This window comes from Micromonospora maris AB-18-032, from assembly GCF_000204155.1.
Classification (GTDB): domain Bacteria; phylum Actinomycetota; class Actinomycetes; order Mycobacteriales; family Micromonosporaceae; genus Micromonospora; species Micromonospora gifhornensis.
Map to the genome: position 1 here is coordinate 1,450,318 of NC_015434.1, position 24,823 is coordinate 1,475,140.

23 protein-coding genes and 3 tRNA genes are annotated in these 24,823 nt (G+C 71.3%); 18 read left to right on the forward strand and 8 right to left on the reverse strand.

Translation table 11 applies throughout. From position 1 onward, the window contains the following. Nucleotides 1-15: 15 nt before the first annotated feature. Nucleotides 16-1,029, forward strand: a complete 1,014-nt coding sequence (gene ilvC, locus VAB18032_RS06660) for a ketol-acid reductoisomerase (RefSeq protein ID WP_013732030.1) — start codon at nucleotides 16-18, stop codon at nucleotides 1,027-1,029. 299 nt (nucleotides 1,030-1,328) lie between these two features. Then, nucleotides 1,329-2,927, forward strand: coding sequence for a phosphoglycerate dehydrogenase (serA, locus tag VAB18032_RS06665; RefSeq protein WP_013732031.1), 1,599 nt, complete (start codon nucleotides 1,329-1,331; stop codon nucleotides 2,925-2,927). Between the two features lie 83 nt (nucleotides 2,928-3,010). Here the strand turns inward: serA and VAB18032_RS06670 are convergent, their stop codons facing one another. Both VAB18032_RS06670 and VAB18032_RS06675 read right to left on the reverse strand, forming a co-directional pair. Continuing rightward, complete coding sequence (locus tag VAB18032_RS06670; protein ID WP_013732032.1) at nucleotides 3,011-3,370, reverse strand: hypothetical protein; 360 nt, start codon at nucleotides 3,368-3,370, stop codon at nucleotides 3,011-3,013. Nucleotides 3,371-3,720: 350 nt separating this feature from the next. Further along, a complete protein-coding gene (locus VAB18032_RS06675) occupies nucleotides 3,721-4,566 on the reverse strand; it encodes an FAD:protein FMN transferase (RefSeq protein WP_013732033.1) in 846 nt (281 codons plus the stop codon). 220 nt (nucleotides 4,567-4,786) lie between these two features. On the opposite strand from VAB18032_RS06675, the gene VAB18032_RS06680 reads away from it, so the two are divergent. Together VAB18032_RS06680 and VAB18032_RS06685 are read left to right on the forward strand one after the other, a co-directional pair. Beyond that, nucleotides 4,787-5,818 carry a 3-isopropylmalate dehydrogenase gene (locus tag VAB18032_RS06680; RefSeq protein WP_013732034.1) on the forward strand — a complete coding sequence of 344 codons (1,032 nt, stop codon included), beginning with the start codon at nucleotides 4,787-4,789 and terminating at the stop codon, nucleotides 5,816-5,818. Nucleotides 5,819-6,007: 189 nt separating this feature from the next. Then, nucleotides 6,008-7,105, forward strand: a complete 1,098-nt coding sequence (locus VAB18032_RS06685; RefSeq protein ID WP_013732035.1) for a branched-chain amino acid aminotransferase — start codon at nucleotides 6,008-6,010, stop codon at nucleotides 7,103-7,105. A gap of 95 nt (nucleotides 7,106-7,200) precedes the next feature. Here the strand turns inward: VAB18032_RS06685 and VAB18032_RS06690 are convergent, their stop codons facing one another. Next, nucleotides 7,201-7,971, reverse strand: coding sequence for a tyrosine-protein phosphatase (locus VAB18032_RS06690; RefSeq protein WP_013732036.1), 771 nt, complete (start codon nucleotides 7,969-7,971; stop codon nucleotides 7,201-7,203). Between the two features lie 40 nt (nucleotides 7,972-8,011). Then, nucleotides 8,012-8,470, reverse strand: a complete 459-nt coding sequence (locus VAB18032_RS06695) for a PRC-barrel domain-containing protein (RefSeq protein ID WP_013732037.1) — start codon at nucleotides 8,468-8,470, stop codon at nucleotides 8,012-8,014. A gap of 303 nt (nucleotides 8,471-8,773) precedes the next feature. Between VAB18032_RS06695 and cimA the strand changes: the two genes are divergently transcribed. Then, nucleotides 8,774-10,351 carry a citramalate synthase gene (gene cimA / locus VAB18032_RS06700; RefSeq protein WP_013732038.1) on the forward strand — a complete coding sequence of 526 codons (1,578 nt, stop codon included), beginning with the start codon at nucleotides 8,774-8,776 and terminating at the stop codon, nucleotides 10,349-10,351. On the opposite strand, the gene VAB18032_RS06705 is transcribed toward cimA, so the two are convergent. Further along, entirely contained in the window at nucleotides 10,330-11,319 is a 990-nt protein-coding gene (locus tag VAB18032_RS06705; RefSeq protein ID WP_013732039.1) for an endonuclease/exonuclease/phosphatase family protein, read from the reverse strand. The genes cimA and VAB18032_RS06705 overlap by 22 nt on opposite strands. Nucleotides 11,320-11,696: 377 nt before the next feature. Here VAB18032_RS06705 and VAB18032_RS06710 point away from each other — a divergent pair, with 377 nt between their 5' ends. The 8 genes from VAB18032_RS06710 (at nucleotide 11,697) to VAB18032_RS06745 (ending at nucleotide 18,457) form a co-directional block, all read left to right on the forward strand. Continuing rightward, complete coding sequence (locus tag VAB18032_RS06710; RefSeq protein WP_013732040.1) at nucleotides 11,697-12,191, forward strand: hypothetical protein; 495 nt, start codon at nucleotides 11,697-11,699, stop codon at nucleotides 12,189-12,191. A gap of 211 nt (nucleotides 12,192-12,402) precedes the next feature. Beyond that, nucleotides 12,403-13,452, forward strand: a complete 1,050-nt coding sequence (locus VAB18032_RS06715) for an AAA family ATPase (RefSeq protein WP_013732041.1) — start codon at nucleotides 12,403-12,405, stop codon at nucleotides 13,450-13,452. 26 nt (nucleotides 13,453-13,478) lie between these two features. Next, nucleotides 13,479-14,465, forward strand: coding sequence for a DUF58 domain-containing protein (locus VAB18032_RS06720; RefSeq protein WP_193386310.1), 987 nt, complete (start codon nucleotides 13,479-13,481; stop codon nucleotides 14,463-14,465). Then, nucleotides 14,462-15,421, forward strand: coding sequence for a VWA domain-containing protein (locus VAB18032_RS06725; protein WP_013732043.1), 960 nt, complete (start codon nucleotides 14,462-14,464; stop codon nucleotides 15,419-15,421). The genes VAB18032_RS06720 and VAB18032_RS06725 overlap by 4 nt, the downstream gene beginning before the upstream one ends. A gap of 78 nt (nucleotides 15,422-15,499) precedes the next feature. After that, complete coding sequence (locus tag VAB18032_RS06730; protein WP_013732044.1) at nucleotides 15,500-16,345, forward strand: S1C family serine protease; 846 nt, start codon at nucleotides 15,500-15,502, stop codon at nucleotides 16,343-16,345. 110 nt (nucleotides 16,346-16,455) lie between these two features. Further along, on the forward strand, nucleotides 16,456-16,752 hold the full coding sequence (locus tag VAB18032_RS06735) for a hypothetical protein (RefSeq protein WP_013732045.1): 297 nt from the start codon (nucleotides 16,456-16,458) through the stop codon (nucleotides 16,750-16,752). Between the two features lie 9 nt (nucleotides 16,753-16,761). After that, on the forward strand, nucleotides 16,762-17,187 hold the full coding sequence (arfB, locus tag VAB18032_RS06740) for an alternative ribosome rescue aminoacyl-tRNA hydrolase ArfB (protein ID WP_013732046.1): 426 nt from the start codon (nucleotides 16,762-16,764) through the stop codon (nucleotides 17,185-17,187). A gap of 115 nt (nucleotides 17,188-17,302) precedes the next feature. Then, nucleotides 17,303-18,457, forward strand: coding sequence for a cellulose binding domain-containing protein (locus VAB18032_RS06745; protein WP_013732047.1), 1,155 nt, complete (start codon nucleotides 17,303-17,305; stop codon nucleotides 18,455-18,457). A gap of 89 nt (nucleotides 18,458-18,546) precedes the next feature. On the opposite strand, the gene VAB18032_RS06750 is transcribed toward VAB18032_RS06745, so the two are convergent. Beyond that, the gene (locus tag VAB18032_RS06750; RefSeq protein ID WP_013732048.1) at nucleotides 18,547-19,461 is read right to left on the reverse strand and encodes a hypothetical protein; all 915 of its coding nucleotides are present in this window, start codon (nucleotides 19,459-19,461) and stop codon (nucleotides 18,547-18,549) included. 33 nt (nucleotides 19,462-19,494) lie between these two features. After that, nucleotides 19,495-20,787, reverse strand: a complete 1,293-nt coding sequence (locus VAB18032_RS06755) for a hypothetical protein (RefSeq protein ID WP_043719882.1) — start codon at nucleotides 20,785-20,787, stop codon at nucleotides 19,495-19,497. A gap of 134 nt (nucleotides 20,788-20,921) precedes the next feature. Between VAB18032_RS06755 and VAB18032_RS06760 the strand changes: the two genes are divergently transcribed. From VAB18032_RS06760 to VAB18032_RS06775, 4 genes are all read left to right on the forward strand, one after another. Further along, entirely contained in the window at nucleotides 20,922-21,725 is an 804-nt protein-coding gene (locus VAB18032_RS06760; protein ID WP_081476045.1) for a fumarylacetoacetate hydrolase family protein, read from the forward strand. Nucleotides 21,726-21,823: 98 nt separating this feature from the next. Continuing rightward, a tRNA-Gln gene (locus VAB18032_RS06765) sits at nucleotides 21,824-21,895 on the forward strand. A gap of 134 nt (nucleotides 21,896-22,029) precedes the next feature. After that, a tRNA-Glu gene (locus VAB18032_RS06770) sits at nucleotides 22,030-22,102 on the forward strand. A gap of 284 nt (nucleotides 22,103-22,386) precedes the next feature. Beyond that, nucleotides 22,387-22,462 (forward strand) — tRNA-Glu (locus VAB18032_RS06775). Between the two features lie 171 nt (nucleotides 22,463-22,633). On the opposite strand, the gene VAB18032_RS06780 is transcribed toward VAB18032_RS06775, so the two are convergent. Next, entirely contained in the window at nucleotides 22,634-23,320 is a 687-nt protein-coding gene (locus VAB18032_RS06780; RefSeq protein WP_013732051.1) for an IclR family transcriptional regulator, read from the reverse strand. Nucleotides 23,321-23,369: 49 nt separating this feature from the next. Here VAB18032_RS06780 and leuC point away from each other — a divergent pair, with 49 nt between their 5' ends. After that, a complete protein-coding gene (gene leuC, locus VAB18032_RS06785; RefSeq protein WP_043719887.1) occupies nucleotides 23,370-24,815 on the forward strand; it encodes a 3-isopropylmalate dehydratase large subunit in 1,446 nt (481 codons plus the stop codon). The last annotated feature ends 8 nt before the right edge of the window (nucleotides 24,816-24,823 follow it).

Below are 24,823 nucleotides of genomic sequence, written 5' to 3' on the forward strand. Positions count from 1 at the left end.
TACGAAAGGGAAGTCATGAGCGTTGAGGTGTACTACGACGACGACGCCGACCTGGGCCTGATCCAGGCGAAGAAGGTCGCCGTGATCGGGTACGGCAGCCAGGGCCACGCCCACGCGCTGTCGCTGCGCGACTCGGGTGTCGACGTGGTGATCGGTCTGCCCGAGGGTTCGAAGAGCCGGCCGAAGGCCGAGGAGCAGGGCCTGCGGGTGCTCACCCCGGCCGACGCGGCGGCCGAGGCCGACGTGATCATGATCCTCGCCCCGGACACCGCGCAGCGCCACATCTACGCCGAGTCGATCGCGCCGAACCTCAGCGCGGGCAAGGCGCTGTTCTTCGGGCACGGGTTCAACATCCGCTACGGCCTGATCAAGCCGCCGGCCGACGTGGACGTGGCGATGGTCGCCCCGAAGGGCCCCGGCCACCTGGTCCGCCGGCAGTACGTCGACGGCAAGGGCGTGCCCTGCCTGGTCGCCGTCGAGCAGGACGCCAGCGGCACCGCCCTCGCGCTGGCCCTGTCGTACGCCAAGGGCATCGGCGGCACCCGGGCGGGCGCCATCAAGACCACCTTCACCGAGGAGACCGAGACCGACCTCTTCGGCGAGCAGGCGGTGCTCTGCGGTGGTGCGGCGGCGCTGGTGCAGACCGGCTTCGAGGTGCTCACCGAGGCCGGCTACGCCCCCGAGGTGGCCTACTTCGAGTGCCTGCACGAGCTGAAGCTGATCGTGGACCTGATGTACGAGGGCGGCATCGCCCGGATGCGGTACAGCGTCTCCGACACCGCCGAGTACGGCGACCTGTCCCGGGGCCCGCGGGTCATCGACAGCCGGGTCAAGGACGAGATGCGCAAGATCCTCGGTGAGATCCAGAACGGCGAGTTCGCTCGCGAGTGGGTGGCCGAGGACGAGGCCGGCCGACCGAACTTCAGCAAGTGGCAGGCCGAGGGCGCGGCTCACCCGATCGAGGAGACCGGCGCCAAGCTGCGCGGCATGATGAGCTGGGTGGACCGTCCGATCACCGAGACCGCCTGAGGTCTCGTCGGCGCACTGAGAGCAGTCTCACCCCAACGGCACCCGTACCCGGCGTTCTCCCCGACGCCGGGTGCGGGTGCCGTGCTGTGAGCGGCCGGACAACGGTCGTTAACACGCACGTCACGTCCGGTTTGTGAGGGCACTCACCCCGTACTGCGGGGTATGTGGGGCGGCCGGGCCCCTACGATCGCGGGTAGGTGTTCCAGGCCGCTGCACCTGACGGCCATGGCCCAGCCCACGCCGGGCGCAGCGCAGCGTCCAGCGCTGGCCGACCGCTCTGACGACATCTACGAGGACCAATGACTCCTGTCGTACTGATCGCCGAAGAACTCGCTCCTGCCGCAATCGAGGTGCTCGCCCACGACTTCGACGTCCGGCACGTCGACGGCACCGACCGTCCGGCTCTGCTCTCCGCACTCGCCGAGGCCGACGCCGTCATCGTCCGCAGCGCCACCCAGATTGACGCCGAGGCGATCGCCGCCGCACCCCGGCTGAAGGTCGTGGCCCGGGCCGGCGTGGGTCTGGACAACGTCGAGGTGCCGGCCGCCACCGCGCGGGGCGTCATGGTCGTCAACGCCCCCACCTCCAACATCGTCTCCGCGGCCGAGCAGGCCGTCGCGCTGCTGCTCGCGGTCGCCCGCAACACCGCCTCCGCCAGCGCCGCCCTCAAGGCGGGGGAGTGGAAGCGGTCGAAGTACACAGGCGTGGAGTTGCAGGGCAAGACCGTGGGCGTCGTCGGCCTGGGCCGCATCGGCGTGCTCTTCGCGTCCCGCATCGCCGCGTTCGGCACCCGGCTGATCGCGTACGACCCGTACATCCAGCCCGCCCGGGCCGCGCAGCTCGGCGTACGCCTGGTCGGCCTGGAGGAGTTGCTGCGGGAGAGCGACTTCATCTCCATCCACCTGCCGAAGACCCCGGAGACCGTGGGCCTGATCGGTGAGAAGGAGCTGTCGATCGTCAAGCCGGGCGTACGGATCATCAACGCCGCCCGCGGTGGGCTGGTCGACGAGCAGGCGCTCGCCGACGCGCTGGCCGAGGGCCGGGTCGCCGGTGCCGGGGTGGACGTCTACGCCAAGGAGCCGTGCACCTCGTCGCCGCTGTTCGCCTTCGACAACGTGGTGGCCACCCCGCACCTGGGCGCCTCCACCGCCGAGGCGCAGGACAAGGCCGGTCTGGCCGTGGCCAAGAGCGTGAAGCTGGCGTTGCAGGGCGAGTTCGTGCCGGACGCGGTGAACGTGCAGGCCGGTGGCGTGGTCGCCGAGGACGTACGTCCGCTGCTGCCGCTGGCCGAGAAGCTCGGCCGGGCCTTCACCGCGGTCGCCGGCGGCGTCGCCGCCAGCGTCACCGTCGAGGTACGCGGCGAGATCGTCAACCACGACGTGTCGGTGCTCAAGCTCGCCGCCACCAAGGGCCTGTTCAGCTCCGTGGTGGAGGAGCAGGTGACCTACGTCAACGCGCCGCACCTGGCCGCCCAGCGTGGCGTGGAGGTGGCGCTGACCACCCAGGCCGAGACCGTGGAGCACCCGGTCCTGGTCACCGTGCGCGGCGCCCTGCCCGACGGTCGTACGGTCAGCGTCTCCGGCACGGTGACCCACGCCGGCACCCGGGACATCATCAAGCTGACCGAGGTGGACGGCTTCGACGTGGAGATCGGGGCGGAGGGCATCCTGCTCTTCCTCCGCTACGCCGACCGTCCGGGCGTGGTCGGCACCGTCGGCACGCTGCTCGGCGAGGCCGGCATCAACATCGCGGCGATGCAGGTGGCCCGTCGGGAGGCCGGCGGCGAGACGCTGATGACCCTCACCGTCGACCAGGCGCTCGGCGCCGACCTGCTCACCTCGGCGGCCGACTCGATCGGTGCGGCCTCGGCCAGCGCGGCGGACCTGCGCGACGAGTAGCCGTTTCACGCACATGGCGACCAGGGGCCCGGTTTCGGCCGGGCCCCTGGTCGTATCCGTCTCAGTTGTGCGGGGCGGGCTGGTCAGCCGGGCAGCCGGGCGGCCGGCGGCGGATAGACCGAGCCGTCCTGGGCGTCGAACAGCATCAGCCGGTGCTCTCCGGCCAGCCGTTCGATGTCGAGCAGCACCTGGTCCGCGCAGGCCGGGTCGAGATTCAACTCGACATGGTCGGCTGCCGCGTGCAGTGGTGCCACCGCCCAGGGGCTACCCGGCACCGCCGGCCGGTCCGGATAGCTGGCGGTGATCGCCCGGTAGAAGGCGACCACCCGTGGATCCGGTTGGCGCTGGCCGTGCTGGCCCTCCCGGCACCGCTGCACCGCCGCTCGCACGTCCTCAGGCGTCGCCCCGTCGGCCAGGGCCCACACGCTCAGATCGAAACTCACGGCCGACAGCGTGCCATCCGCGATTCACCTTGTCGAAAACGCCCCTACCACAAGGCGTCCGGCGAGTCGACCGGACTGGGTGGATGGTCCCCTGTGGAACCCTTGCCGGGAAACGCGCGGATTCGCTAGCGTACCGATGCGGTTTCTGGCAGCTCGCGACGCGGCCCGTCTTCGGGTGGCGAGGTCGATGTCCCGGCCGGCCAGCCCGCACCCCTCGATTGCGTGAGCCATGCGCATTCGTCGTCGACCGGCCTCCACAGCCGTTGCCGCGGCCGTGGAGGCCGATCGCTGCTCTCCACGATGGACGCCCCAGCGACGACGCCGGGGGGACCGGCGGCACCGGTAAGAGCTCAGTGGTGGTTGGCGATCAGGGCGCGGTAGTCCGATCCGGAGCGGAACCAGTTCAACCCGCTCGGGCCGGCGGCGTACAGCGCGGTGGCGTAGGCATCGGCGACCGCGAGATTCGGGCCGACCACGGTGGCGGCCACCATCTGGTCGGCCGGTTCGCCGGTGTGCGGGTCCACCACGTGCCCGCGCCGGCCGGTGACCCCGGATGTGCCGATCGCGCCCGCCGTCATCTCCAGCATCAGTGGCGGCCGGCGGCGGTCGGTCGGATGGTGCACGGCCACCCGCCACGGGCCGCCGTGCCCGGCGTGACCGCGTACCACCAGGTCGGCACCGGTCAGCACGGCGTAGTCCTGGACGCCGGCGGCGCGGAGCCGGGCCGCGGCCCGCTCGACCGCCCACCCGCCGAGCAGGCCACCGGGGTCGAACCCGCCGGGCACCGCCCAGGCGTCGAACCAGCCGTCGGTGGCGGCCCGCATGGCGCTGCACCGGTCCACCAGGTCCGCCAACGGCGGGTAGGACTCGGGGCTGATCTCGCCCCGGCGCAGTCGGGACACCAGACTCTCCGGACGGTTCGGACCGTAGGTGAGGTCGATCGCCCGTAGTTCGGCCACCGCGTCGCGGAGCGCGTCGCCGACGCCGCGGCGACCGAGCCAGGCCGGTGCGTTGAGCAGCAGGGTGTAGTCGGCGGTCGAGGTGCGAACCGTGTGACGCACGGTGAGTCGGTCGTCGACGGCCGGGCCGGCGCGGTCAGGACGCGGTTCGCGGGCGCCCAGGCGCAGGTCGGGCCGGCGGTACCGAAACGCCGCCGGGTCGACCCAGCGGGTACGTGGCTGCTCGTCGGTCCACATCGCGTCCGCCCCTTCCTCGACGACCGGCCACCCCCTCGTGGTGGTCGTCCGGGCCTGCCCAGCCCGTCGGGCTCACGTTAGGGACCGCAGATGACGGCAGCGTGAGCGAACGCTGAGAAGCTGCTGTGTGTGTCTCGTATCCCGAAAAGTGGAACACTCGTACCGGGGGGCGGGACGGCGGCGTACCGTCTAGCCGATACGAGCGAAGGAGCTGACGGACGTGGCACGCATCGCGGTGGTGGCCGGGGACGGGATCGGACCCGAGGTGGTCGCGGAGGCCCGCAAGGTCATCGATGCGGCCCTGCCCGGGGTCGAGGCAACCGAGTACGACCTCGGTGCGGCACGTTACCACCGCACCGGCGAGGTGCTGCCGGACTCGGTGTTGACCGAGCTGGCCGGGCACGACGCCATCCTGCTCGGCGCGGTCGGCGACCCCACCGTCCCGCCCGGCGTGCTGGAGCGGGGCCTGCTGCTCAAGCTGCGCTTCTCCTTCGACCAGTACGTAAACCTCCGGCCGTCGCGGCTCTGGCCCGGCGTGACCAGCCCGCTGGCCACGGTCAAGCCCGGCGAGGTCGACCTGGTGGTCGTCCGCGAGGGCACCGAGGGGCTGTACGCCGGTGCCGGTGGCACGCTGCACCGCGACACCCCGGCCGAGGTGGCCACCGAGGAGAGCCTGAACACCCGACACGGGGTGGAGCGGGTGGTCCGCGACGCCTTCGCCCGGGCCAGCCGCCGCGAACGGCGCAAGGTGACCCTGGTGCACAAGACCAACGTGCTCACCCACGCCGGCTCGCTGTGGGCTCGTGCCTTCGAGGCGGTCGCCGCCGAGTACCCGGACGTGAGCACCGAGTACCAGCACGTCGACGCCGCCGCGATGTTCCTGGTGACCCAGCCCCAGCGCTACGACGTGGTGGTCACCGACAACCTCTTCGGTGACATCCTCACCGACATCGCCGCCGCGGTCACCGGCGGGATCGGCCTGGCCGCCAGCGGCAGTATCAACCCCGACGGCAGCTACCCGTCGATGTTCGAGCCGGTGCACGGCTCCGCGCCGGACATCGCCGGGCGTGGGCTGGCCGACCCGGTCGCCGCCGTACTCTCCGCCGCGTTGCTGCTCGACCAGCTCGGGCACGCCGACGCCGCGGCCCGGATCACCGCCGCGGTCGGCGCGGAACTGGCCGCCCGTACCCCGGGCGAGGCGGTACGCACCGCCGAGGTGGGCGATCGGATCGCCGCCCAGGTAGCGGCCTGACTCCGACCGACCGTCGTAACCGGCGGTAGTGGATCGCGACCTGTCGAACGGTCGCCTCGAAGCGGGAACCCGACGGTGCCACCGACCGGTGCGCCTACCCGCTGAACGACCGTTCGGGGTAAGTTTCTGGCACATATCTTTGCGGCGTGCGGTCGGCGCATGCCGTCATCCCCCAGGGAGGTCAGCGCGATGAGCGGTGGTGACAAGCTCGACTTCGAGATCCGTCCGAATCCCGCGCCGGTATCCGCCGCCGACCGGGACGCGCTGCTGGCCAACCCCGGGTTCGGCCGGGTCTTCACCGACCACATGGTCACCATCCGCTACGCCGACGGCAAGGGCTGGTACGACGCCCGGGTCGAGGCGCGAGGGCCGATCCCGATGGATCCCGCCAGCGCGGTGCTGCACTACGCGCAGGAGATCTTCGAGGGGATGAAGGCGTACCGCACGGCCGACGGCGGGGTGACGATGTTCCGGCCGTACGCCAACGCGGCCCGGTTCAACACCTCGGCCACCCGGATGGCCATGCCGACGCTGCCCGAGCAGACCTTCGTCGACTCGCTGCACCGGCTGATCGAGATCGACCGCGAGTGGATTCCGGAGGGCGAGGACGGCAGCCTCTACCTGCGGCCGTTCATGTTCGCCAGCGAGGTCTTCCTCGGCGTCCGCCCGGCCAACGAGTACCTCTACGCGGTGATCGCCTCGCCGGTGGGCGCGTACTTCTCCGGCGGGGTCAAGCCGGTGACGGTCTGGGTGTCGCCCGACTACACCCGCGCCGCCCCCGGCGGCACCGGCGCGGCGAAGTGCGGCGGCAACTACGCGGCCTCGCTGGCCGCCCAGGCCGAGGCCGCCGAGCACGGCTGTGAGCAGGTGGTCTTCCTCGACGCGGTGGAGCGCCGGTACGTCGACGAGCTGGGTGGCATGAACGTCTTCTTCGTCTACGACGACGGCTCGGTGGTGACGCCACCGCTGACCGGCACGATCCTGCCCGGCATCACCCGGGAGTCGGTGCTCACCCTGGCCTCGGCGGCCGGACACACCGTGCAGGAGCGGCCGGTGAGCTTCGCCGACTGGCAGGCGGACGCGGCAAGCGGTCGGCTGCGCGAGGTCTTCGCCTGCGGCACTGCCGCGGTCATCACGCCCATCGGTCGGGTCCGTTTCCCGGACGGGGAGTTCACCATGGGCGGTGGCGAGCCCGGCACGGTCACCATGGCGCTGCGTCAGCAACTGGTCGACCTCCAGCGGGGCAAGGCCGCCGACCCCCACAACTGGGTGCACCGCGTCTTCTAGCCGGTCTGAGCGGTAAGGAAGGGCCCCTTGTTAACGCCTGAGGTAGTGCAGGGGCCCCTTCTTAACAGGACCTGGCGTGGACGCCGAGCGTCGGCTCAACTGAGCAGGTGGGTGCGGAGCGCGGCGAGTTGCTCGTCGGTGACCCCGGCGTGGCGCAGGTAGTCGTCGACCGACCCGTACCCTTGGCGGATCTCGGCCAGGAACAGCAGCATCGTCTCGGCCGGTGAGGCCAGGTAGGCGGCGGGCAGCCGGGACAGGTTGGGGTAGGCGGTGGCGATCCAGGCGGCGAAGCGCTGCGACGCCTCGCTGCTCAGCGCGTAGTCCGCAGCGATCTCGGCGTCGTCGACACCGAGCGCCGAGAGGGTGAGACCGCAGACGATGCCGGTGCGGTCCTTGCCCGCGACGCAGTGCACCACCACCGGCGCGTTGGCGCTGTCGGCGATCAGGCCGATCGCCTGGGCGAGCCCGGCGGTGCCGGTACGGGCCAGGTCGGCGTACCGGTCGGCGAGGTAGCGGGCGAGGTCCTGCTCCGGCTGGTACGGCTGCGTGGACCAGTCCGCGTGCTCGGGGTGGATGTGGCGGTAGGTCAGACCGTCGAGGTCGGGGACCCGCCCGTCGCGTTCGACCTCCTGCGGGCGACGCAGGTCGACGACCGTGCGTACGCCGAGGGCGCTGAACGCGTCCCGGTCCGCACCGTCCATCCGGTGCAGCGAGTCGGAGCGGTACAGCCGGCCGAAGGGCACCGTGCGCCCGTCCAGGCCGCGATGGCCGCCCACGTCGCGGAAGTTGAACATCGCGGTGAAGGGGATTCTGCGTCTGTCTTCGATCGCGTCCATCCGGACACGGTAACGGCCGGTGAGAACCATTCCCACCGGCCGTTACACCGATTCAGTGCGTCAGGGTGGCTCAGCGAAGCCCGCCGGGCGGGGTCGCGGCGTAGGTGTCGTTGTAGTACCCGCCGAGCTTGTCCCGGTACGACGGGTCGTTGATCGTGTCGTCGTACTCCGGCGCGGCCTTGATCTGGTCCTTGCTGCGGTCGACGTAGACCTTCTGCTCGTCGTGGTCGACGTGGTTGACCGTCCCGGCCGGCAGCATGACCTTCTTGCCGAAGATCCACGGCCCGGTGTCGACCACCAGGTAGCTGGCGTTGACCTCGCTGCTGTCGCTGTCGATCTTGCCGATCGAGCCGTCCGTGGCCTCGACCTTGTAGCCGATCAGGTTGGTGCCGGCGACCCCGGCCTCGTCGCGGTAGCTCCACGGGTCGAAGGCGTTGGTGGCGCCGCCGGTGGTGACCACGTCCCGGTCAACGGCGCGCAGAGCGGGGTCCGGCGTGGCGTTCGTGGTGTTCGGGTCGAGCCTGTCCATGGGATCTCTCCTGCCTCGACTTGATCAGTCGTCTCGGAGGTACGTGTTCCGTTGTCCCGAAAACTCCTACCCCGTACGACTCGGCCTACACCCGTGACCCAGAATGAGACCCAACTCATCGTCCCGAGATGTGGATTCTGCCTCCCAGATCCGCTTCCGGGTGGCAGAGTGCAGAGCGTGAACAGCACCGCCCGCATTATTGGCAACTAGCGCGCCGGCCTTCCCTCCGCCGAGCGCGCAGACCTCCCGCACCCGCGGGGGGTCTTTTTGTTGCGCCGGCCGGTGCCAGATGAAGGGATCCCCATGACGTTCCAGGTCTACGACACGACCCTGCGCGACGGTGCCCAGCGCGAGGGGGTCAGCTACTCGGTGGTCGACAAGCTCGCCGTGGCGCGACTGCTCGACGAGTTCGGCGTCGGGTTCATCGAGGGTGGTTGGCCGGGCGCGGTGCCCAAGGACACCGAGTTCTTCCGCCGGGCGCGCACCGAGCTGGAGCTGCGGCACGCGGTGCTTGTCGCCTTCGGTGCGACCCGCCGGGCCAACACGGTCGCCGCCGACGATCCCCAGGTGCGTGGCCTGCTGGACGCGCAGACCCCGGCGATCGCGCTGGTCGCCAAGGCCGACCTGCGACACGTCGAGCGGGCGCTGCGGACCACCGCCAAGGAGAACCTGGCGATGATCCACGACACGGTCACCCACCTGGTCGCCGAGGGCCGTCGGGTCTTCGTCGACGGGGAGCACTTCTACGACGGCTACCGCCACGACCCGGCGTACACGGCGTCGGTGGTGGAGACCGCCCTTGCCGCGGGCGCCGAGCGGTTCGTGCTCTGCGACACCAACGGCGGAATGCTGCCCTCGCAGGTCACGGCGGCCATCACCGACCTGACCGACCGCATCGGGGTGGCCCCCGAACTGCTCGGCATGCACGCCCAGAACGACACCGCGTGCGCGGTGGCCAACACCATCGCCGCCGTCGAGGCGGGCGTACGCCACGTGCAGGGCACCGCCAACGGGTACGGCGAGCGGCCGGGCAACGCCGACATCTTCGCGGTCGTCGCGAACCTTCAACTCAAGCTCGGGCTGCCGGTCCTACCGGAGGGCTGCCTGGAGCAGATGGTGCGGGTCTCCCACGCCATCGCTGAGATCGCCAACATCGCCCCCGACACCCACCAGGCGTACGCCGGGGCCGCAGCCTTCGCTCACAAGGCGGGACTGCACGCGAGTGCGATCAAGGTGGATCCGCTGCTCTACAACCACGTCGAACCCGAGGTGGTGGGCAACGACATGCGGATCCTGGTCACCGAGATGGCCGGCCGGGCCAGCATCGAGCTCAAGAGTCGCGAGCTCGGGCTGGATCTGGCCGGCCATCCGGAGGCGCTGTCCCGGGTCACCAACCGGGTCAAGGAGCTGGAGGCCGGCGGCTGGTCGTTCGAGGCGGCGGACGCCTCGTTCGAGCTGCTGGTCCGCTCCGAACTGCCGGACGCCGCGCCGGTACGGCCGTTCGCGCTGGAGTCGTACCGGGTGCTGGTCGAGCACCGCGAGGACGGCGCGGTGGTCTCCGAGGCGACGGTGAAGATCCGGGTACGCGGTGAGCGGGTGATCGCCACGGCGGAGGGCAACGGCCCGGTCAACGCCCTCGACGAGGCGCTGCGGGTCGGCCTGGGCCGCCACTACCCGGAGTTGCGGGACTTCGAGCTGGCCGACTACAAGGTGCGCATCCTGGAGGGCAGCCACGGCACCGGCGCGGTGACCCGGGTGCTTGTCGAGACGGCGAACGGCCGTGGCGGCGGCTGGACCACGGTAGGCGTGCACCCCAACGTGGTCGAGGCGAGCTGGCACGCGCTTGTCGACGCCCTCACCTACGGCCTCGGCAGGGCGTGAGGAAGGGCCAGTTCGGCCAGGATCATGCGGTGGTCGCTGCCGGGCAGCGGGCGGACGCTCACGTCGCGTACCGCGATGCGCCGGTCGACAAGCACGTGGTCGATCGTGACGGGCGGGATGCGGTCGCCGTCGTACGGCCCCCAGGTCCCGACGAGCCCCGCTCCGACCGCCGCGGCGGCGTCGACGTAGCCGGTACGCAGCAGCGCACGTAGCGGCCCGTGGTCGAGGGTGGCGTTGAAGTCTCCGGCGAGGACGCTCAGCGCCCCCTGCGGGGTGGCCGGTGGTTGGGCGGCCAGGTCGGTGCGCCAGTGACCGGTCTGGTCCAGCGCGTACGGTGCCGCCGGGTGCGCCGACTCGACGCGTACCTCGGGTGCGCCCGGGACGGCGACCGTCGCGTACGCCTGGGTGAAACCCCAGCCACCGCGCAGCGTGCGGATGCCGCCGCCGCTGATCGGGTGCCGGGCGTACAGACCCGATCCGGGCGTGCCCACCACCGGGTTGAGGTGCCGGTACGGCAGCAGCCGGTCGAGGCCGAGCCGGTCCAGTTCGGCCTGCGCCGATGGGGTGAACTCCTGCACGACCAGCACGTCGACCCGCTCGGTGCGGACCAGGTCGACCACCGTGGCCGGGTCGGCGGCGCCGGCCAGCAGGTTGGCGGTGAGCAGCCGTACCGTCGGACCGGTGACCGCCGGCTGCGTCGACGGCAGCGCCCGGGGCGCCACCACCGCGACAAGCGTCGTGGTGACCACCGCCGCGACCACCGCCGGCCAGCGGCGCCGCAGGGCGAGCGCGAGCAACAGCGGCACCAGAGTCCCGAGCAGCGCGTACGGCGTGAACGCCAGCAACTGCACAAGTGGTCCGCGGTCCAGGCCCGCCACTCGGGCGAGGGCCCAGCCGGCGCCCGGCGCCACGGCGAACCAGCAGATCGCGGTGCCGATCCGTCGGCGTCCCGCGTCGGTGATCTTCACAGCGAGAGGCTACTGGGTCGGTGCCGCGCATGGCACCGACGAAAGAACGGCAGCAGGCGGTCGTACACGATCAAAGCAATTTCATGAATGAGCGATGCTTCGCTTTTCACTATTGCCGCGGGGATTGCTTCCGGTTGATTCTGTCCATGATCGAACGTTGACCATTGGTGTTTTCCGGTGTTACGTTTCTGCTGGTCGGGCGGTATGCCGAGGGTGGAAACCCCAGGTCAGGCCCCATGTTAGCCACTATTTGGTCGGTCCTCTGAAGGCGTGATCCCGCCGGGGTTTCCGCTCATTGTCGCCCGCCTGGAGTCAGGCAATATCCGATCCCCACCTGGCGGGTCGGCCGCATCCCCACGGTCACAAGGAGATTTGTCATGACCGGTTTTTTCCGACGTAAGGCGGCTGCGGTGGCGATCGCAGCCCTGGCGCTGGCCCTGGCCGGTGGCGGGATCGCTGCGGCGAAGCCCACGACCGGTGCAGTCGAGACGGCCGCTCGTGGTGGCCAGCAGCCGGCGGTCACCGCAGCGTCGCTGAAGAGCGCCAAGGCCACGTTGGCCAAGGGCGACTCGATCGGCACCCAGGCGGTCGGCTTCTACGCCACGGTGGTCAACGGCAACGGCACCAAGGCGCGCGGTGACGGCGTGGTCATCAAGTACGGTGTCGGGCAGTACGAGGTGCAGTTCGGCTCCAATGTCACCCGCGGCGTCTACGTCGCCACGATCGGCCGACCGGACGCGTGCTGCATCCCGGCGGGTGGGGAGGCCGTGGTGGCCGCTCGCCTGCAAACCCCCAACGGCGTCTTCATCCAGACCCGCAACTCCACCGGCAGCCCCGCCGACCTGCCGTTCCACCTCCTCGTGCACCGCTGATCCGCAGGTCGTACCCGTACCGTCGCCGGTCCCTCTCGTGGGGGCCGGCGACGGTGCGTGCCGTGCCCGGTTAGCTCCTCGACGGTGCCGCCCGGCCGGGTCTGCGTGCTCCCGACCGGTCCAGGTCGTAACGGCGTTGCCGCGCGGTCTGGGTGGGCGAAGGCCGGAAATTCCGACGTTTGTCCGACGGTCGGCTCGGGAAGCAAGCACCGTGACGGACATCTCGGACACCATGGCCAGCCTGCCCAGCCCGGCCGATCCGGACGCGACCGCGGCCGACCTGGAGCAGACGCTCAACGAGGTCAGACGGGTGATCGTCGGGCAGGATCAGCTCGTCGAACGCCTGCTCATCGCCCTGCTCGCCGACGGGCACTGCCTGCTGGAAGGCGTTCCCGGGGTGGCCAAGACACTTGCCGCGCAGACCCTCGCGACGGTCGTCGGCGGCACCTTCTCCCGGATCCAGTTCACCCCCGACCTGGTGCCCTCGGACATCGTCGGCACCCGCATCTACCGGGCCTCGAAGGAGAGCTTCGACGTCGAGCTCGGACCGATCATGGCCAACCTGGTGCTGGCCGACGAGATCAACCGAGCTCCGGCGAAGGTGCAGTCGGCGCTGCTGGAGGCGATGGCCGAACGTCAGGTCTCGATCGGCGGGCGCAGCTACCCGGTGCCGGAGCCCTTCCTCGTGCTGGCCACCCAGAACCCGATCGAGTCGGAGGGGGTCTACCAGCTGCCCGAGGCGCAGCGGGACCGCTTCCTCATGAAGATCGTCGTCGACTATCCGGACGGCGCCGACGAGTTGGCCATCCTCTACCGGATGAGCGCCGACCGTCCCCGGCCGCACCAGGTGCTGCGGCCGGACCGGTTGCGGGAACTCCAGCTGCGCGCCCGGCAGGTCTTCGTGCACCACGCCATCGCCGAGTACATCGTCCGGCTCATCCTGGCCACCCGCGACCCGGCCCGGTACGGCATGCCGGAGATCGCCCCCCTGCTCGCGTACGGTGCCAGCCCGCGCGCCACCCTCGGCCTGGTTGCCGCCGCGCGGGCTCAGGCCCTGCTCCGCGGTCGGGAGTACGTGCTGCCGGACGACGTCCGGGACCTGGCCGTGGACGTGCTGGCCCACCGGCTGGTGCTCTCCTTCGACGCGGTCGCCGACGGGATCAGCGCCGAGTCGGTGGTGCACCGACTGGTCGACGTGGTGCCGCTGCCGAGGGTGGCCAACGGCCAGCCGGAGTACGTCGCCGATCTGGCGGCCGCGTGATGAGACGCGGGCGCTTCCCGGTGCCCGTGGCGGCGGACCCGACGCTCACCGACCTCACCCCGAACCAGCGGCTGCGTCGGCTCGAACTCACCGTCACCCGCCGCCTCGACGGCCTGCTGCACGGCGAGCGTCGCGGGCTGCTGCCCGGACCGGGCAGTGAACCCGCCGGCAGCCGCGAGTACCGGCCCGGTGAGGACGAGGTACGCCGGATGGACTGGTCGGTGACCGCCCGGACCACCGTCCCGCACGTGCGGGAGGTCGACGCCGACCGGGAGCTGACCACCTGGCTGCTGGTCGACGCCAGCCCCAGCATGGAGTACGGCACCGCCGAACTGGACAAGCGGGAACTGGCCGTGGCAGCGGTCGCCGCCATCGGCTTCCTGACCGCCGGGGCGGGAAACCGGCTCGGCGCACAGGTGCTCACCCCGTACGGGCTGCACCGGGTGCCGGCCCGGGGCGGGCGCAGCCACCTGATCGGGCTGCTGCGCGGGCTGCTGGCCGCGCCCCGGCAGACCGGCGAGCCGGACGGCCACCGGACGGCCGACGAGATCGACCTGTCCGCGGCGTTGGCGGCGGTGCACCGGACGGCCCACCGGCGCGGTCTGGTGGTGGTGATCTCGGACTTCCTGGACGGGCTGCCCGACGATCCACGCTCACCGGCCAGCTGGGAACGTCCGCTGCGTCGGTTGTCCGTCCGGCATCAGGTGCTCGCGGTGGAGGTCGTCGATCCCCGCGAACTGGAGCTGCCGGACGTCGGGCTGATCACGCTCGCCGACCCCGAGACCGGCCGGCGACGCGAGGTCTGGACCGGCGACCCGGGGCTGCGCGAACGGTACGCGGCGGCCGCCGCCGCGCAGCGGGACCAACTCCGGCAGGCACTGCGCCGGGCCGGGGCGACCCACCTCGCGTTGCGTACCGACCGGGACTGGGCGGCGGACATCGTGCGGCACGTGCACACCCAGCGCCGGCTGGCCCTGGCACCGGCCGCTCCGAGGCGGGGAGGCGCGGCATGATCTGGGAGTCGCCCATCCGGCTCTGGCTGCTGCTCGGGGTGGCCGCCCTGGCCGTGGCGTACCTGGTGGCGCAGCGCCGCCGCAGCCGGTACGCCGTCCGCTTCACCAACCTGCGCCTGCTCGACCGGGTGGCGCCCCAGCGCCCGACCTGGCGTCGTCACCTGCCGGCCGGCCTCTTCCTGGCCATGCTGGCGTTGCTCGTGGTCGGCTTCGCCCGGCCGACGGCCGAGGTACGGGTGCCCCGGGAACGCGCCACCGTGATGGTCGCCGTGGACGTCTCCACCTCGATGCTCGCCACCGACGTCGACCCGGATCGGCTCAGCGCGGCCAAGAGCGCCGCCCGGGACTTCGTCGACGGGCTGCCCAGGGAGTTCAACGTCGGGCTGGTGGCCTTCGCCGGCAGCGCCGCCGTGCTGGTCCCGCCGAGCACCGACCGGGAGGCGCTGCACGACGGGATCCGACGCCTCGCCGAAGGCATCACCGGGGTGCAGGGCACGGCGATCGGGGAGGCGATCAGCACCTCGCTGGGCGCGGTCAAGGCGCTGGACGAGCAGGCCACCACGCAACCACCGCCGGCCCGGATCATCGTGCTCTCCGACGGCGCGAACACCTCCGGCATGGATCCGATGGAGGCCGCCGCCGAGGCGGTCGCCTTCGAGGTGCCGGTGCACACCATCTCGTTCGGTACGCCGGGTGGCTTCGTGGACCGGGGCGGGCGGCCGATCCAGGTGCCGGTGGACGGGGAGACGTTGCAGGCCGTGGCCGAGCAGACCGGGGGCGCCTTCCACCAGGCCGACACGAGCGACGAGTTGCATGCCGTCTACGACGACATCGGCAGTTCGGTGGGTTGGCGCAAGGAACGGCAGGACATCTCGGCCCGCTTCATCGGGCTCGGGTTGGTGTTCGCGATGGGCGCGGCGTTCGGCTCGATGCGCTGGTTTTCCCGCCTGCCCTGACCCGGCTCGACCGGCATCGGTCGGCGGGACCGGTGTCGGCCCGGGGCGGCAGCGGCCGCAGACGTGAGGAGCGTAGGTATGGCAGTGCAGACCGGACTGGGCGAGCCCCGGGGGCCGTGGTTCGTCTCGCCGGAATTCGACCCGTACGGCGGGGACGGGACGGGGCAGGCCGCCGGGACGCGCGACGGGGCGGCGTGGGGTTGGCGTCGTCGGCTGATGGCCGGGCTGGCGGTGCTGGCCCTGTCGACCGGCTCGGGGGCGGTGGCCGGCGGTTGGGTGGCCAGTCGGGGAATTCCCGAACCGGCTGCGGCGTCGGCCGCGCCGGTGCCGGCCGAACTGGTCACCGCCGCCGAGAAGACCGTGCCCGGGGTGGTGTCGGTGCTGGTGGGTGGGGCCACCGGTTCCGGCTTCGCTGTCGACTCCGAGCAGCACATCATCACCAACGACCACATCCTGGCCAAGGGGCGCGGTGGTCCGGTGACGGTGGAGTTGCCGGACGGCCGCCGGTTCGGCGCCGAGGTGGTCGGCCGGGAGCCGGGCAGCGATCTCGCGGTGTTGAAGGTGCCGGCGTCCGCCGGGCTGGCGTCGCTGCCGCTGGCCAAGCCGGGCTCGACCCGGGTCGGCGAGCCGGTGCTGGCCGTCGGGTCGCCGCTCGGGCTGTCCGGCACGGTCACCGCCGGGATCGTCAGCGCGCTCGACCGTCAGGTGCGCCTCGGGGACAACCGGCACCGGGCGGTGCAGACCGATGCGTCGATCAACCCGGGAAACTCCGGTGGCCCGCTGGTCAACGCCCGAGGCGAGGTGGTCGGGGTGAACACCGCCATCGCCACCATCGACGGCAACGGTTCGATCGGCATCGGCTTCGCCATCCCCATCGAACAGGTGCAGCAGACCGCCGACACGATCATCGGCAAGGGCGGCTGAAATCACGGAGAGTGACTGTCCGATTACGGGGTGATCGGGCGAACTGTCGGATTCCGGCGATCGATGATCGGAGAATGGAAATATTACGCTGAGTATGGATACTGGCGTGGGTGGAGCGTCCTCTCATCGCGGTCCTCCTGCTGGTGGGCCTCATCATCGGAACTGGCGTGGGTTCGTCGTACGCCCGCGCCCGGCGGGGGTGGAACGACTACCAGACCGCCAAGAAGACCGTGCCCGGCGCTCGCCGTGCCGCCTGGTTGCTGATCAAAGTGGTCACCACGAAGATCGGGGTGATCCTGTTGCTGTTGATCGGGGCGGTCGCCTATGCCGCGGCCGGTGGCGAGGACGGGTCGGAGCCTGCGCCACCGAACCCGAGCAGTACTCCCGACGAGCGGCCGGGGCGCTAGCCTCAGGGCGTGGACGACGGACTGCGGGTGACCGATCGGTGGGTCGTGCCCGCCGCCGAGTTGCGGGAGCGCTTCTCCCGGTCATCCGGGCCGGGCGGGCAGGGCGTCAACACCGCCGACTCCCGGGTGGAGTTGAGCTTCGACCTGGCCGGCTCGCCCAGCCTGCCGGAGTCGCTGCGGGCCCGGGCGCTGGACCGGCTCGCCGGGCGGTTGGTCAACGGCGTGCTGACCATCGCCGCCAGCGAGCACCGGGCCCAGTTGGCCAACCGAGAGGCGGCCCGGGAGCGGTTGGTGGCGCTGCTGCGTGAGGCGGTCGCCCCACCACCACCGCCGCGTCGGCCGACCAGGCCGTCGCGGGGGGCCAAGGAGCGGCGGCTGGCCGACAAGAAGCGCCGTTCCCAGCGCAAGCGCGACCGCCGGGTGGACGGCGACTAGTCACGCGGGACATGGCAGCGCAAACATTGATGATTTTCGTTTTTGTTGATTGAATGCGCGCGGGAGCGACCGGGCTGTCACACCACCAACGACACGTGACAGGAGTTCCACCACCATGCTCCGTAGGTCTCTGCGCAACGCCGCCGCCGGCTTCGCGGCCGTCGTCCTCACCGTCACCGCCTGGTCCGCGCCACCCTCCTCGACCACCCTCCCCAGCCAGTACGCCTCGCCGGTCGCCGCGACGGCAGCGCTCGCCGATCCGGTACGGATCATGCCGTTCGGCGACTCCATCACCGGCTCACCAGGCTGCTGGCGTGCACTGCTCTGGAACCGCCTCCAGTCCACCGGGCACACCGCCATCGACTTCGTCGGCACCCTCGGCCCGCAGGGCTGCGGTCAGCCGTACGACGGGGACAACGAGGGCCACGGCGGTTACCTGGCCACCACCGTGGCCAACCAGAACCTGCTGCCGGGTTGGCTGTCGGCCACCCGCCCGGACATCGTGCTCATGCACTTCGGCACCAACGACGTGTGGAGCAACATCGCCCCGACCACGATCCTCGCCGCCTACAGCAGGCTGGTGGATCAGATGCGCGCCAGCAACCCCACCATGCGCATCCTGGTCGCGAAGATCATCCCGATGGCGCCGAGCAGCTGCCCCGAGTGCGGCCAGCGGGCGGTGGCCCTCAACAACGCCATCGACGGCTGGGCGGCGGGCAAGACCACCACGCAGTCGCCGATCGTCGTGGTGGACCAGTGGACCGGTTTCAACACGGCCGCCGACACCTACGACGGGGTGCATCCCAATGCCGCCGGCGACCAGAAGATGTCCGACCGCTGGTATCCGGCCCTGGTGTCGGCCCTGACCGGCATCCCGACACCGACGCCGACTCCCACGCCGACGCCGACGGTCACGCCCACTCCCACGGTCACGCCGACGCCGACGGGGCCGGCGACCCCGCCGCCGGCCGGTTGCGTGGCGAGTTACCGTCTCGTCGGCCAGTGGCAGGGCGGATTCCAGGCGGAGGTGACGGTCAGCAACAACGGTGCGACCCCGCTCACCGGTTGGGTGGTACGGCTCGACTACACCGACGGTCAGCGGGTCAACCAGGCGTGGAGCGCCGAGGTGACCCAGGCCGGCGCAGTGGTCACCGCGCGCAACGCCGCCTGGAACGGCACCCTGTCGCCCGGTGCGCAGACCACCTTCGGCTTCCTGGCCTCCGCCGGCAGCACCAACACCACGCCGACGGCACACTGCTCCCGGTCATGACCACCGCTGCGGGGCCACCGACCAGGTAGCCCCGCAGCCCCGGTCCGGCTCGGCTTGGCCCCCATCCCCGGTCCGGCTCGGCGTGGGCGTCAGGCCGGTGCCGGTTGCTCGACTGTCTCCAACAGCGTCGCGCAGACCTCGATCAGCCGAGCCCGGAGTCGACCGGCGCGCTCCGCGAACTCGCGTTGCCGCGCCACGTACTCGGCCTTGCCCTCCGGTGTCTCGATGGCCACCGCCGGTTCCCCGTAGGACGACAGGTCGTACGGCGACGCCTGCATGTCCAGCAGCCGGATGTCCCGAGCCAGCTCGAAGCAGTCCAACGCCAGCTCGCCGGGGACGGCGGGGCCGAGCTTGGTCGCCCACTTGTGACAGTCCATCGCGGCGTGCAGGCAACCCGGCTGGTCGAGGTCGACCTGGCTGGCGCGGGTGGGCCGCAGCCGGTTGAGGCCGACGGCCTCGGGGGTGAAGAACCGGAACGCGTCGAAGTGTGAGCACCTGATCTGGTGCGCCTCGACCACCGCGTCGGTGCCGTCCTGGCCGAGTCGCAGCGGGAGCGGGTGCCGGTGCTCGCGTTGGCGGTAGACCATCGCCCACTCGTGCAACCCGAAGCAGCCGGTGAAGGCCGGGCGGGTGGCGATCGCGGAGAGCAGGCGGCTGATGAAGCGTACCGATTCGGCGCGGTCGGCGAGGAACGCCGCCGCGTCGAAACCCACCAGGCCGTCGGAGTCGGTGACGTACCACCGCCACTGCCCGTTCGGTGCCGGGCCGTCCGGTCCCGGCTCCAGCCGTATACCCACCCCGGGATGCCAGCGCCGCAGCACCGATGGCCTGGTGCCGTAGTACTCGTACAGGAAGTCGTCGATCGCGTGGCGTTGCCGCGCGGCCCGACGCCGGCGGTGCCCGGCGGTGAGGGCGTCGGCACGCTCCTCGTGCGCCCATGCGCGAGGCAGCCAGACGGCGGCCGGCAGGCGGTCGGAGCCGGCGGGGGCGCAGGCGGCGGTCACCGTCCCAGGGTACGACCGCCGCCGGACCGCTGATCAGGGCACGTCCACCCGCACTCCGGCGGAGAAGACCCCGCTGCGCAGCTCCAGTCGCTGTGGCGCCTCGTCGCCGTTGACGGTGAAGACCAGCGGCAGCACCAGCCGGCTGCCCGCCGCCATCGGCTCGGCGAAGACGTCCCGCCCCTGGTTGGCCCGCCGGGTGGCCTGCTCGTCGGTGGTGACCCAGTTGCCGTTCGCCAGGTACGCCCGTTGCAGCTTGCCGTGCCAGCTGTGGTGCTCCGGGGCCAGGTTCCGGACCCCGACCGTGGCCTGGCACTGCCGGGCGCCCTGACCCGGATCGCAGGTCATCCGGTAGACGGTGAACTCGAACGCGTCCTCGCGCAGCGGTACGCCCAGTCCACCGCTGACCCCGCTGCCCTTCCACGCCCCGTTGGTCGGTTGGCTGTCGGTGTCGATCGCGGCGACCCGACGGGTGGCGGTCCACGCGGCGGTGCCGAGCGTGGCCGCCAGCACCGTCGCGGCCACCGGCACGATCAACCAGACCGGTGGGGTACGCCGACGTGTGGTGGGTCGGGGCGCGGCCGGTCGCGGATAGATCCGCCCCGGCCCGTCCGAGGCCAGCGCGGCCGCGACCGGGGGCCGCCGACGCCGCCAGGTGACGAACCCCACCACGGCGAGGGCCAGCAGCACGGCCGCGCCGGCCAGCAGCGCGGGGACCTGACCGCGCCACCCCGAGGTCTGCGTCGAGGGGGCCGCCGCGGTAGCGCCGGGTGCCGTCCAGGTGGCGGTCGCGCAGTCGTACGGCTGACGACCGTCGACGGCGAAGGCGCACGCCGGGGCGGTCACCGGTTGTTGGGCCGCCGTACTGGTCAGCGTGGTGTCCAGCGTGGTGGTGCTGCGCGGCGGCAACTTCACCCGCCAGGTCACCTCGGTCGCCGTCGACCCGCCGGGGCGTACCTGCCGACCGCCGTCGCTGATCGCGGTTGCCGACACCCCCTGGGGTAATTCCTGGCGCACGGTGGTGTCCACCGGGGCGTTGCCGGCGTTGCGCACCTCGATCCGGTAGCCGGGTTGCGGGGTGCTCGCCGGTGCGACCATCACGCTGACCTTCGGCTTCGGAACTGGCGAGGCGACCCTTGTCGGAGTGGGTACGGCCGGCGGCGCCGAGGGCATCGTGGGTTCCGCCGTCGCCGCTGCCGGGTGCGGACGCCCCGCCGCCGCGGCGTCCGCGGTGGTGAGCGCCGGCAACGCCGGTACGGCGGCGGTGAGAAACCCCACGCAGTGCACGATCGCCGCGAGGGCCCTGTGGTGTCGTGTCGATGCAGGCATACGAACGAACCTCCGCCGCCGACGCTAGGTGGGCGGTGTCGTCGGGCGGGTACGAAGCGGTGAATCCGGCACCGAGGGTGATCGTCGGGGGTAAGCTGCCGCAGCTGGTCCGGGGGCGGGGCTAGATTGGCGGGGTGCGTATCGCTCGTTTCGCTCATGCCAAGGGAATGTCGTTCGGGGTCGTCGAGGGGGAGCCGGGGGCGGGTCCGGAAGGGCTCACCATCGCCGAGATCTCCGGGCACCCGTTCGGCCAGATAACGTTCAGCGGCCCCCGGTGGGCGCTGTCCGACGTCCGCCTGCTCTCACCGATCCTGCCCAGCAAGGTGGTCTGCGTCGGCCGCAACTACGCCGAGCACGCCGCCGAGCACGGCAGCGAGGTGCCGAGTGAGCCGCTGCTGTTCCTCAAACCGTCCACCTCCGTCATCGGTCCCCGCGACGCCATCCGGCTGCCCGAGTTCAGCAAGCAGGTCGAGCACGAGGCGGAACTGGCGGTGGTGATCGGCGCACCCGGTGCCCGCCGCGCCGATCGGGCCGCCGCCGAGCGGGCCATCTTCGGCTACACCTGCGCCAATGACGTCACCGCCCGGGATCTGCAACGCACCGACAGCCAGTGGACCCGCGCCAAGGGATTCGACTCGTTCTGTCCGATCGGGCCCTGGATCACCACCGGCCTCGACGTGCGCGACCTGGAGATCCGGTGTGAGGTGGGGCACGAACCGGAGGAGATGGAGGTCCGTCAGCTGGGCCGTACCCGGGACATGGTCTTCGACGTGCCCGCCCTGGTGTCGTACATCTCGCACGTGATGACCCTGCTGCCGGGCGACGTCGTGCTGACCGGCACCCCGGCGGGGGTTAGCCCGCTCGTGGACGGGGATACGGTGACCGTCCGGATCGAGGGGATCGGCGACCTGACCAATCCGGTGGTATCCGCGACCTGACCGAGGCGTTTCAGCAGGTCAGGTGCGGTTTGGGGAAGTCGATTTGGCCTGCCGGTGCCGGGAGGGTAAAGTTTGATCCCGGCACCGCAAGGGGCCGATGGGGTATGGGGTAATTGGCAGCCCGACTGATTCTGGTTCAGTTAGTCTAGGTTCGAGTCCTGGTACCCCAGCGCAGCCGAGGTTCGTAAGAACCGAGGACGCTGGATTCTGGTAGGAATCCGGCCGAAGATCCGCAAGGGATTCGGCCGGTAGGTCTGGTAGAGTTCGGCGGCACCACCGCTAGGGTGGTGTCGCATTATGTTCTGGCCCCGTCGTCTAGCGGCCCAGGACGCCGCCCTCTCAAGGCGGTAGCGCCGGTTCGAATCCGGTCGGGGCTACAGGTAGAAGGTCACGGCTCGTCCCACCTAGGGACGAGCCGTTTCGCTTTCCGCCTCTCCAATGCTCCCTGCCCAGGTCCCGCCAGCGTCGGACCGTGCCCCGCTGTGCTCGCCCCCGAGTCGGTCCCGACCCCGCACGGAGGTAGAAGACCAGCTCACGCCTGCCCTCCGGTCCAGCGCGCGGCCGGCACGCCGATCCCACCCCACCCCGCTGATACAGCGGGCGGAAACGCCGCTAGACTACTGCCGCACCGCCGGAGACGGCGGTGAACCAGGAAAGTTCTGGCCCCGTCGTCTAGCGGCCCAGGACGCCGCCCTCTCAAGGCGGTAGCGCCGGTTCGAATCCGGTCGGGGCTACCACATCAAGCCCGTCTCGCCTCCGGCGAGGCGGGCTTTTCCATACCCCCACCCCTCCCGCTCGCGGGCACCCCTCCCTGTCTGAGTTGATCAAGAGGTTTGCGTCTCGAACCGGCTGTTCGTAGCCGCAAACCTCTTGATCAACGGGGCGAGGGTGGGAGGGGGAGGCCGGGGTTAGAGGCCGGAGAGGCGTTGGCCGGCTCGGACCACGGCCATGGCGTGGCGTTCGCCGGGGCGGCGGCCGAGGCGTTCGATGGGGCCGGAGATGCTGATGGCGGCGATCACCCGGCCGGTACGGTCGCGGATCGGGGCTGAGACACTGGCCACACCCGGCTCGCGTTCGGCGACGCTCTGCGCCCAGCCGCGGCGGCGTACCTCGGCCAGGGTGCGGCCGGTGAACTTGGACCGGGGCAGCAGCGGCATCACCGCCTCGGGCGGCTCCCAGGCGAGCAGGATCTGGGCCGCCGATCCGGCGGTCATCGGCAGCACCGAGCCGACCGGGACGGTGTCCCGTAGGCCGCTGGCTCGCTCGGCGGCGGCCACGCAGATCCGTTCGTCCGCTCTGCGAAGGTAGAGCTGGGCGCTTTCGCCGGTGGCGTCCCGCAATGCGGCCAGCAGTGGCTCGGCCGCGGTCAGCAGGACGTCCGGCGCGGCGTTGGCCAGCTCACCCAGGCGGGGGCCAGGGCGCCACCGCCCCTGGGTGTCCCGGACGAGCATCCGATGGATCTCCAGCGCCTGGGCCAGCCGATGTGCGGTGGCTCGGGGCAGCTTGGTGCGTTCAACGAGTTCGGCCAGGCTGGCGCCGTCGACACAGGCGGCCAGGATGACCACCGCCTTGTCGAGAACGCCGACACCGCTCATACTGTGTCCCACAAGCCGAAATTTACCTCCCAGAATTTAGGATGTCCAGATGGTGGGAGCCACGACTCAGCCGAGAACCTTGGCCGAGAAGGTCTGGGACGCGCATGTCGTCCGGTCTGTCGCGGGAGAGCCCGATCTGCTCTTCATCGACCTGCACCTGCTGCACGAGGTGACCAGCCCGCAGGCGTTCGACGGGCTGCGGCTCGCCGGGCGCCCGGTGCGCCGTACCGACCTCACCCTCGCGACCGAGGACCACAACACCCCGACCGGGTACGCCGATCCCTCGTTCCAGCAGCGCCGTGGTGACCTGCTCACCATCGCCGACCCCACCTCGCGCACGCAGATCGAGACGCTGCGCCGCAACTGCGCCGAGTTCGGCGTCAAGCTGCACCCGCTGGGCGACGAGAACCAGGGCATCGTGCACGTCATCGGCCCGCAGCTCGGGCTCACCCAGCCCGGCATGACCATCGTCTGTGGCGACTCGCACACCGCCACCCACGGCGCCTTCGGGGCACTGGCCTTCGGCATCGGCACCAGTGAGGTCGAGCACGTGCTGGCCACCCAGACGCTGCCGCAGGCCCGGCCGAAGACCATGGCGGTCACCGTCAACGGTCAGCTCGGCCCCGGCGTCACCGCGAAGGACCTGGTCCTCGCGCTGATCGCGAAGGTCGGCACCGGTGGCGGGCGCGGGCACATCGTCGAGTACCGGGGCGAGGCCATCCGGGCGCTGTCCATGGAAGGCCGGATGACCATCGCCAACATGTCGATCGAGTGGGGTGCCAAGGCCGGCATGATCGCGCCGGACGAGACCACCTTCGCGTACCTCAAGGGGCGGCCCAACGCGCCTACCGGCGCCGACTGGGACGCGGCGCTGGCCTACTGGCGGACGCTGCCCACCGACGAGGGCGCAACCTTCGACGCCGAGGTGGTCCTGGACGCCGCCGAGATCACCCCGTTCGTGACCTGGGGCACCAACCCCGGGCAGGGTGCCCCGCTGGGCGCGGTCGTGCCGGACCCGGAGGAGTTCGGCACCGACGCGGAGCGGGCCGCCGCCCGTCGGGCGCTGGAGTACATGGACCTGCGGCCCGGCACGCCGCTGCGGGACCTCGCCGTCGACGTGGTCTTCGTCGGCTCCTGCACCAACGGCCGGCTGGAGGACCTGCGGGCCGCCGCGGACGTGCTGCGCGGTCAGCGGGTCGCCGAGGGCGTACGCATGCTGGTGGTGCCCGGCTCCGCCGCCGTGCGGGAGGCTGCCGAGGCCGAAGGGCTGGACAAGGTCTTCACCGACGCCGGTGCCGAGTGGCGTTTCGCCGGCTGCTCGATGTGCCTGGGCATGAACCCGGACACGCTCTCCCCGGGGCAGCGCTCCGCCTCGACGTCCAACCGGAACTTCGAGGGTCGCCAGGGTCGGGGTGGGCGTACCCACCTGGTGAGTCCGCCGGTCGCCGCCGCGACCGCAGTGGCCGGCCGACTGGCTGCTCCCGCCGATCTGTAGAAGGGCTT

Excerpts from the sequence above, each read along its gene's own strand:
- cimA (WP_013732038.1), top strand. The coding sequence starts at position 8,774 with ATGACGTTCCAGGTCTACGACACGACCCTGCGCGACGGTGCCCAGCGC.
- VAB18032_RS06725 (WP_013732043.1), top strand. The coding sequence starts at position 14,462 with ATGATCTGGGAGTCGCCCATCCGGCTCTGGCTGCTGCTCGGGGTGGCC.
- VAB18032_RS06685 (WP_013732035.1), top strand. The coding sequence starts at position 6,008 with ATGAGCGGTGGTGACAAGCTCGACTTCGAGATCCGTCCGAATCCCGCG.
- VAB18032_RS06690 (WP_013732036.1), bottom strand. The coding sequence starts at position 7,971 with ATGGTTCTCACCGGCCGTTACCGTGTCCGGATGGACGCGATCGAAGAC.
- VAB18032_RS06755 (WP_043719882.1), bottom strand. The coding sequence starts at position 20,787 with ATGCCTGCATCGACACGACACCACAGGGCCCTCGCGGCGATCGTGCAC.
- VAB18032_RS06675 (WP_013732033.1), bottom strand. The coding sequence starts at position 4,566 with ATGTGGACCGACGAGCAGCCACGTACCCGCTGGGTCGACCCGGCGGCG.
- VAB18032_RS06695 (WP_013732037.1), bottom strand. The coding sequence starts at position 8,470 with ATGGACAGGCTCGACCCGAACACCACGAACGCCACGCCGGACCCCGCT.
- leuC (WP_043719887.1), top strand. The coding sequence starts at position 23,370 with ATGGTGGGAGCCACGACTCAGCCGAGAACCTTGGCCGAGAAGGTCTGG.
- ilvC (WP_013732030.1), top strand. The coding sequence starts at position 16 with ATGAGCGTTGAGGTGTACTACGACGACGACGCCGACCTGGGCCTGATC.
- VAB18032_RS06745 (WP_013732047.1), top strand. The coding sequence starts at position 17,303 with ATGCTCCGTAGGTCTCTGCGCAACGCCGCCGCCGGCTTCGCGGCCGTC.
- VAB18032_RS06710 (WP_013732040.1), top strand. The coding sequence starts at position 11,697 with ATGACCGGTTTTTTCCGACGTAAGGCGGCTGCGGTGGCGATCGCAGCC.
- VAB18032_RS06780 (WP_013732051.1), bottom strand. The coding sequence starts at position 23,320 with ATGAGCGGTGTCGGCGTTCTCGACAAGGCGGTGGTCATCCTGGCCGCC.
- VAB18032_RS06730 (WP_013732044.1), top strand. The coding sequence starts at position 15,500 with ATGGCAGTGCAGACCGGACTGGGCGAGCCCCGGGGGCCGTGGTTCGTC.
- serA (WP_013732031.1), top strand. The coding sequence starts at position 1,329 with ATGACTCCTGTCGTACTGATCGCCGAAGAACTCGCTCCTGCCGCAATC.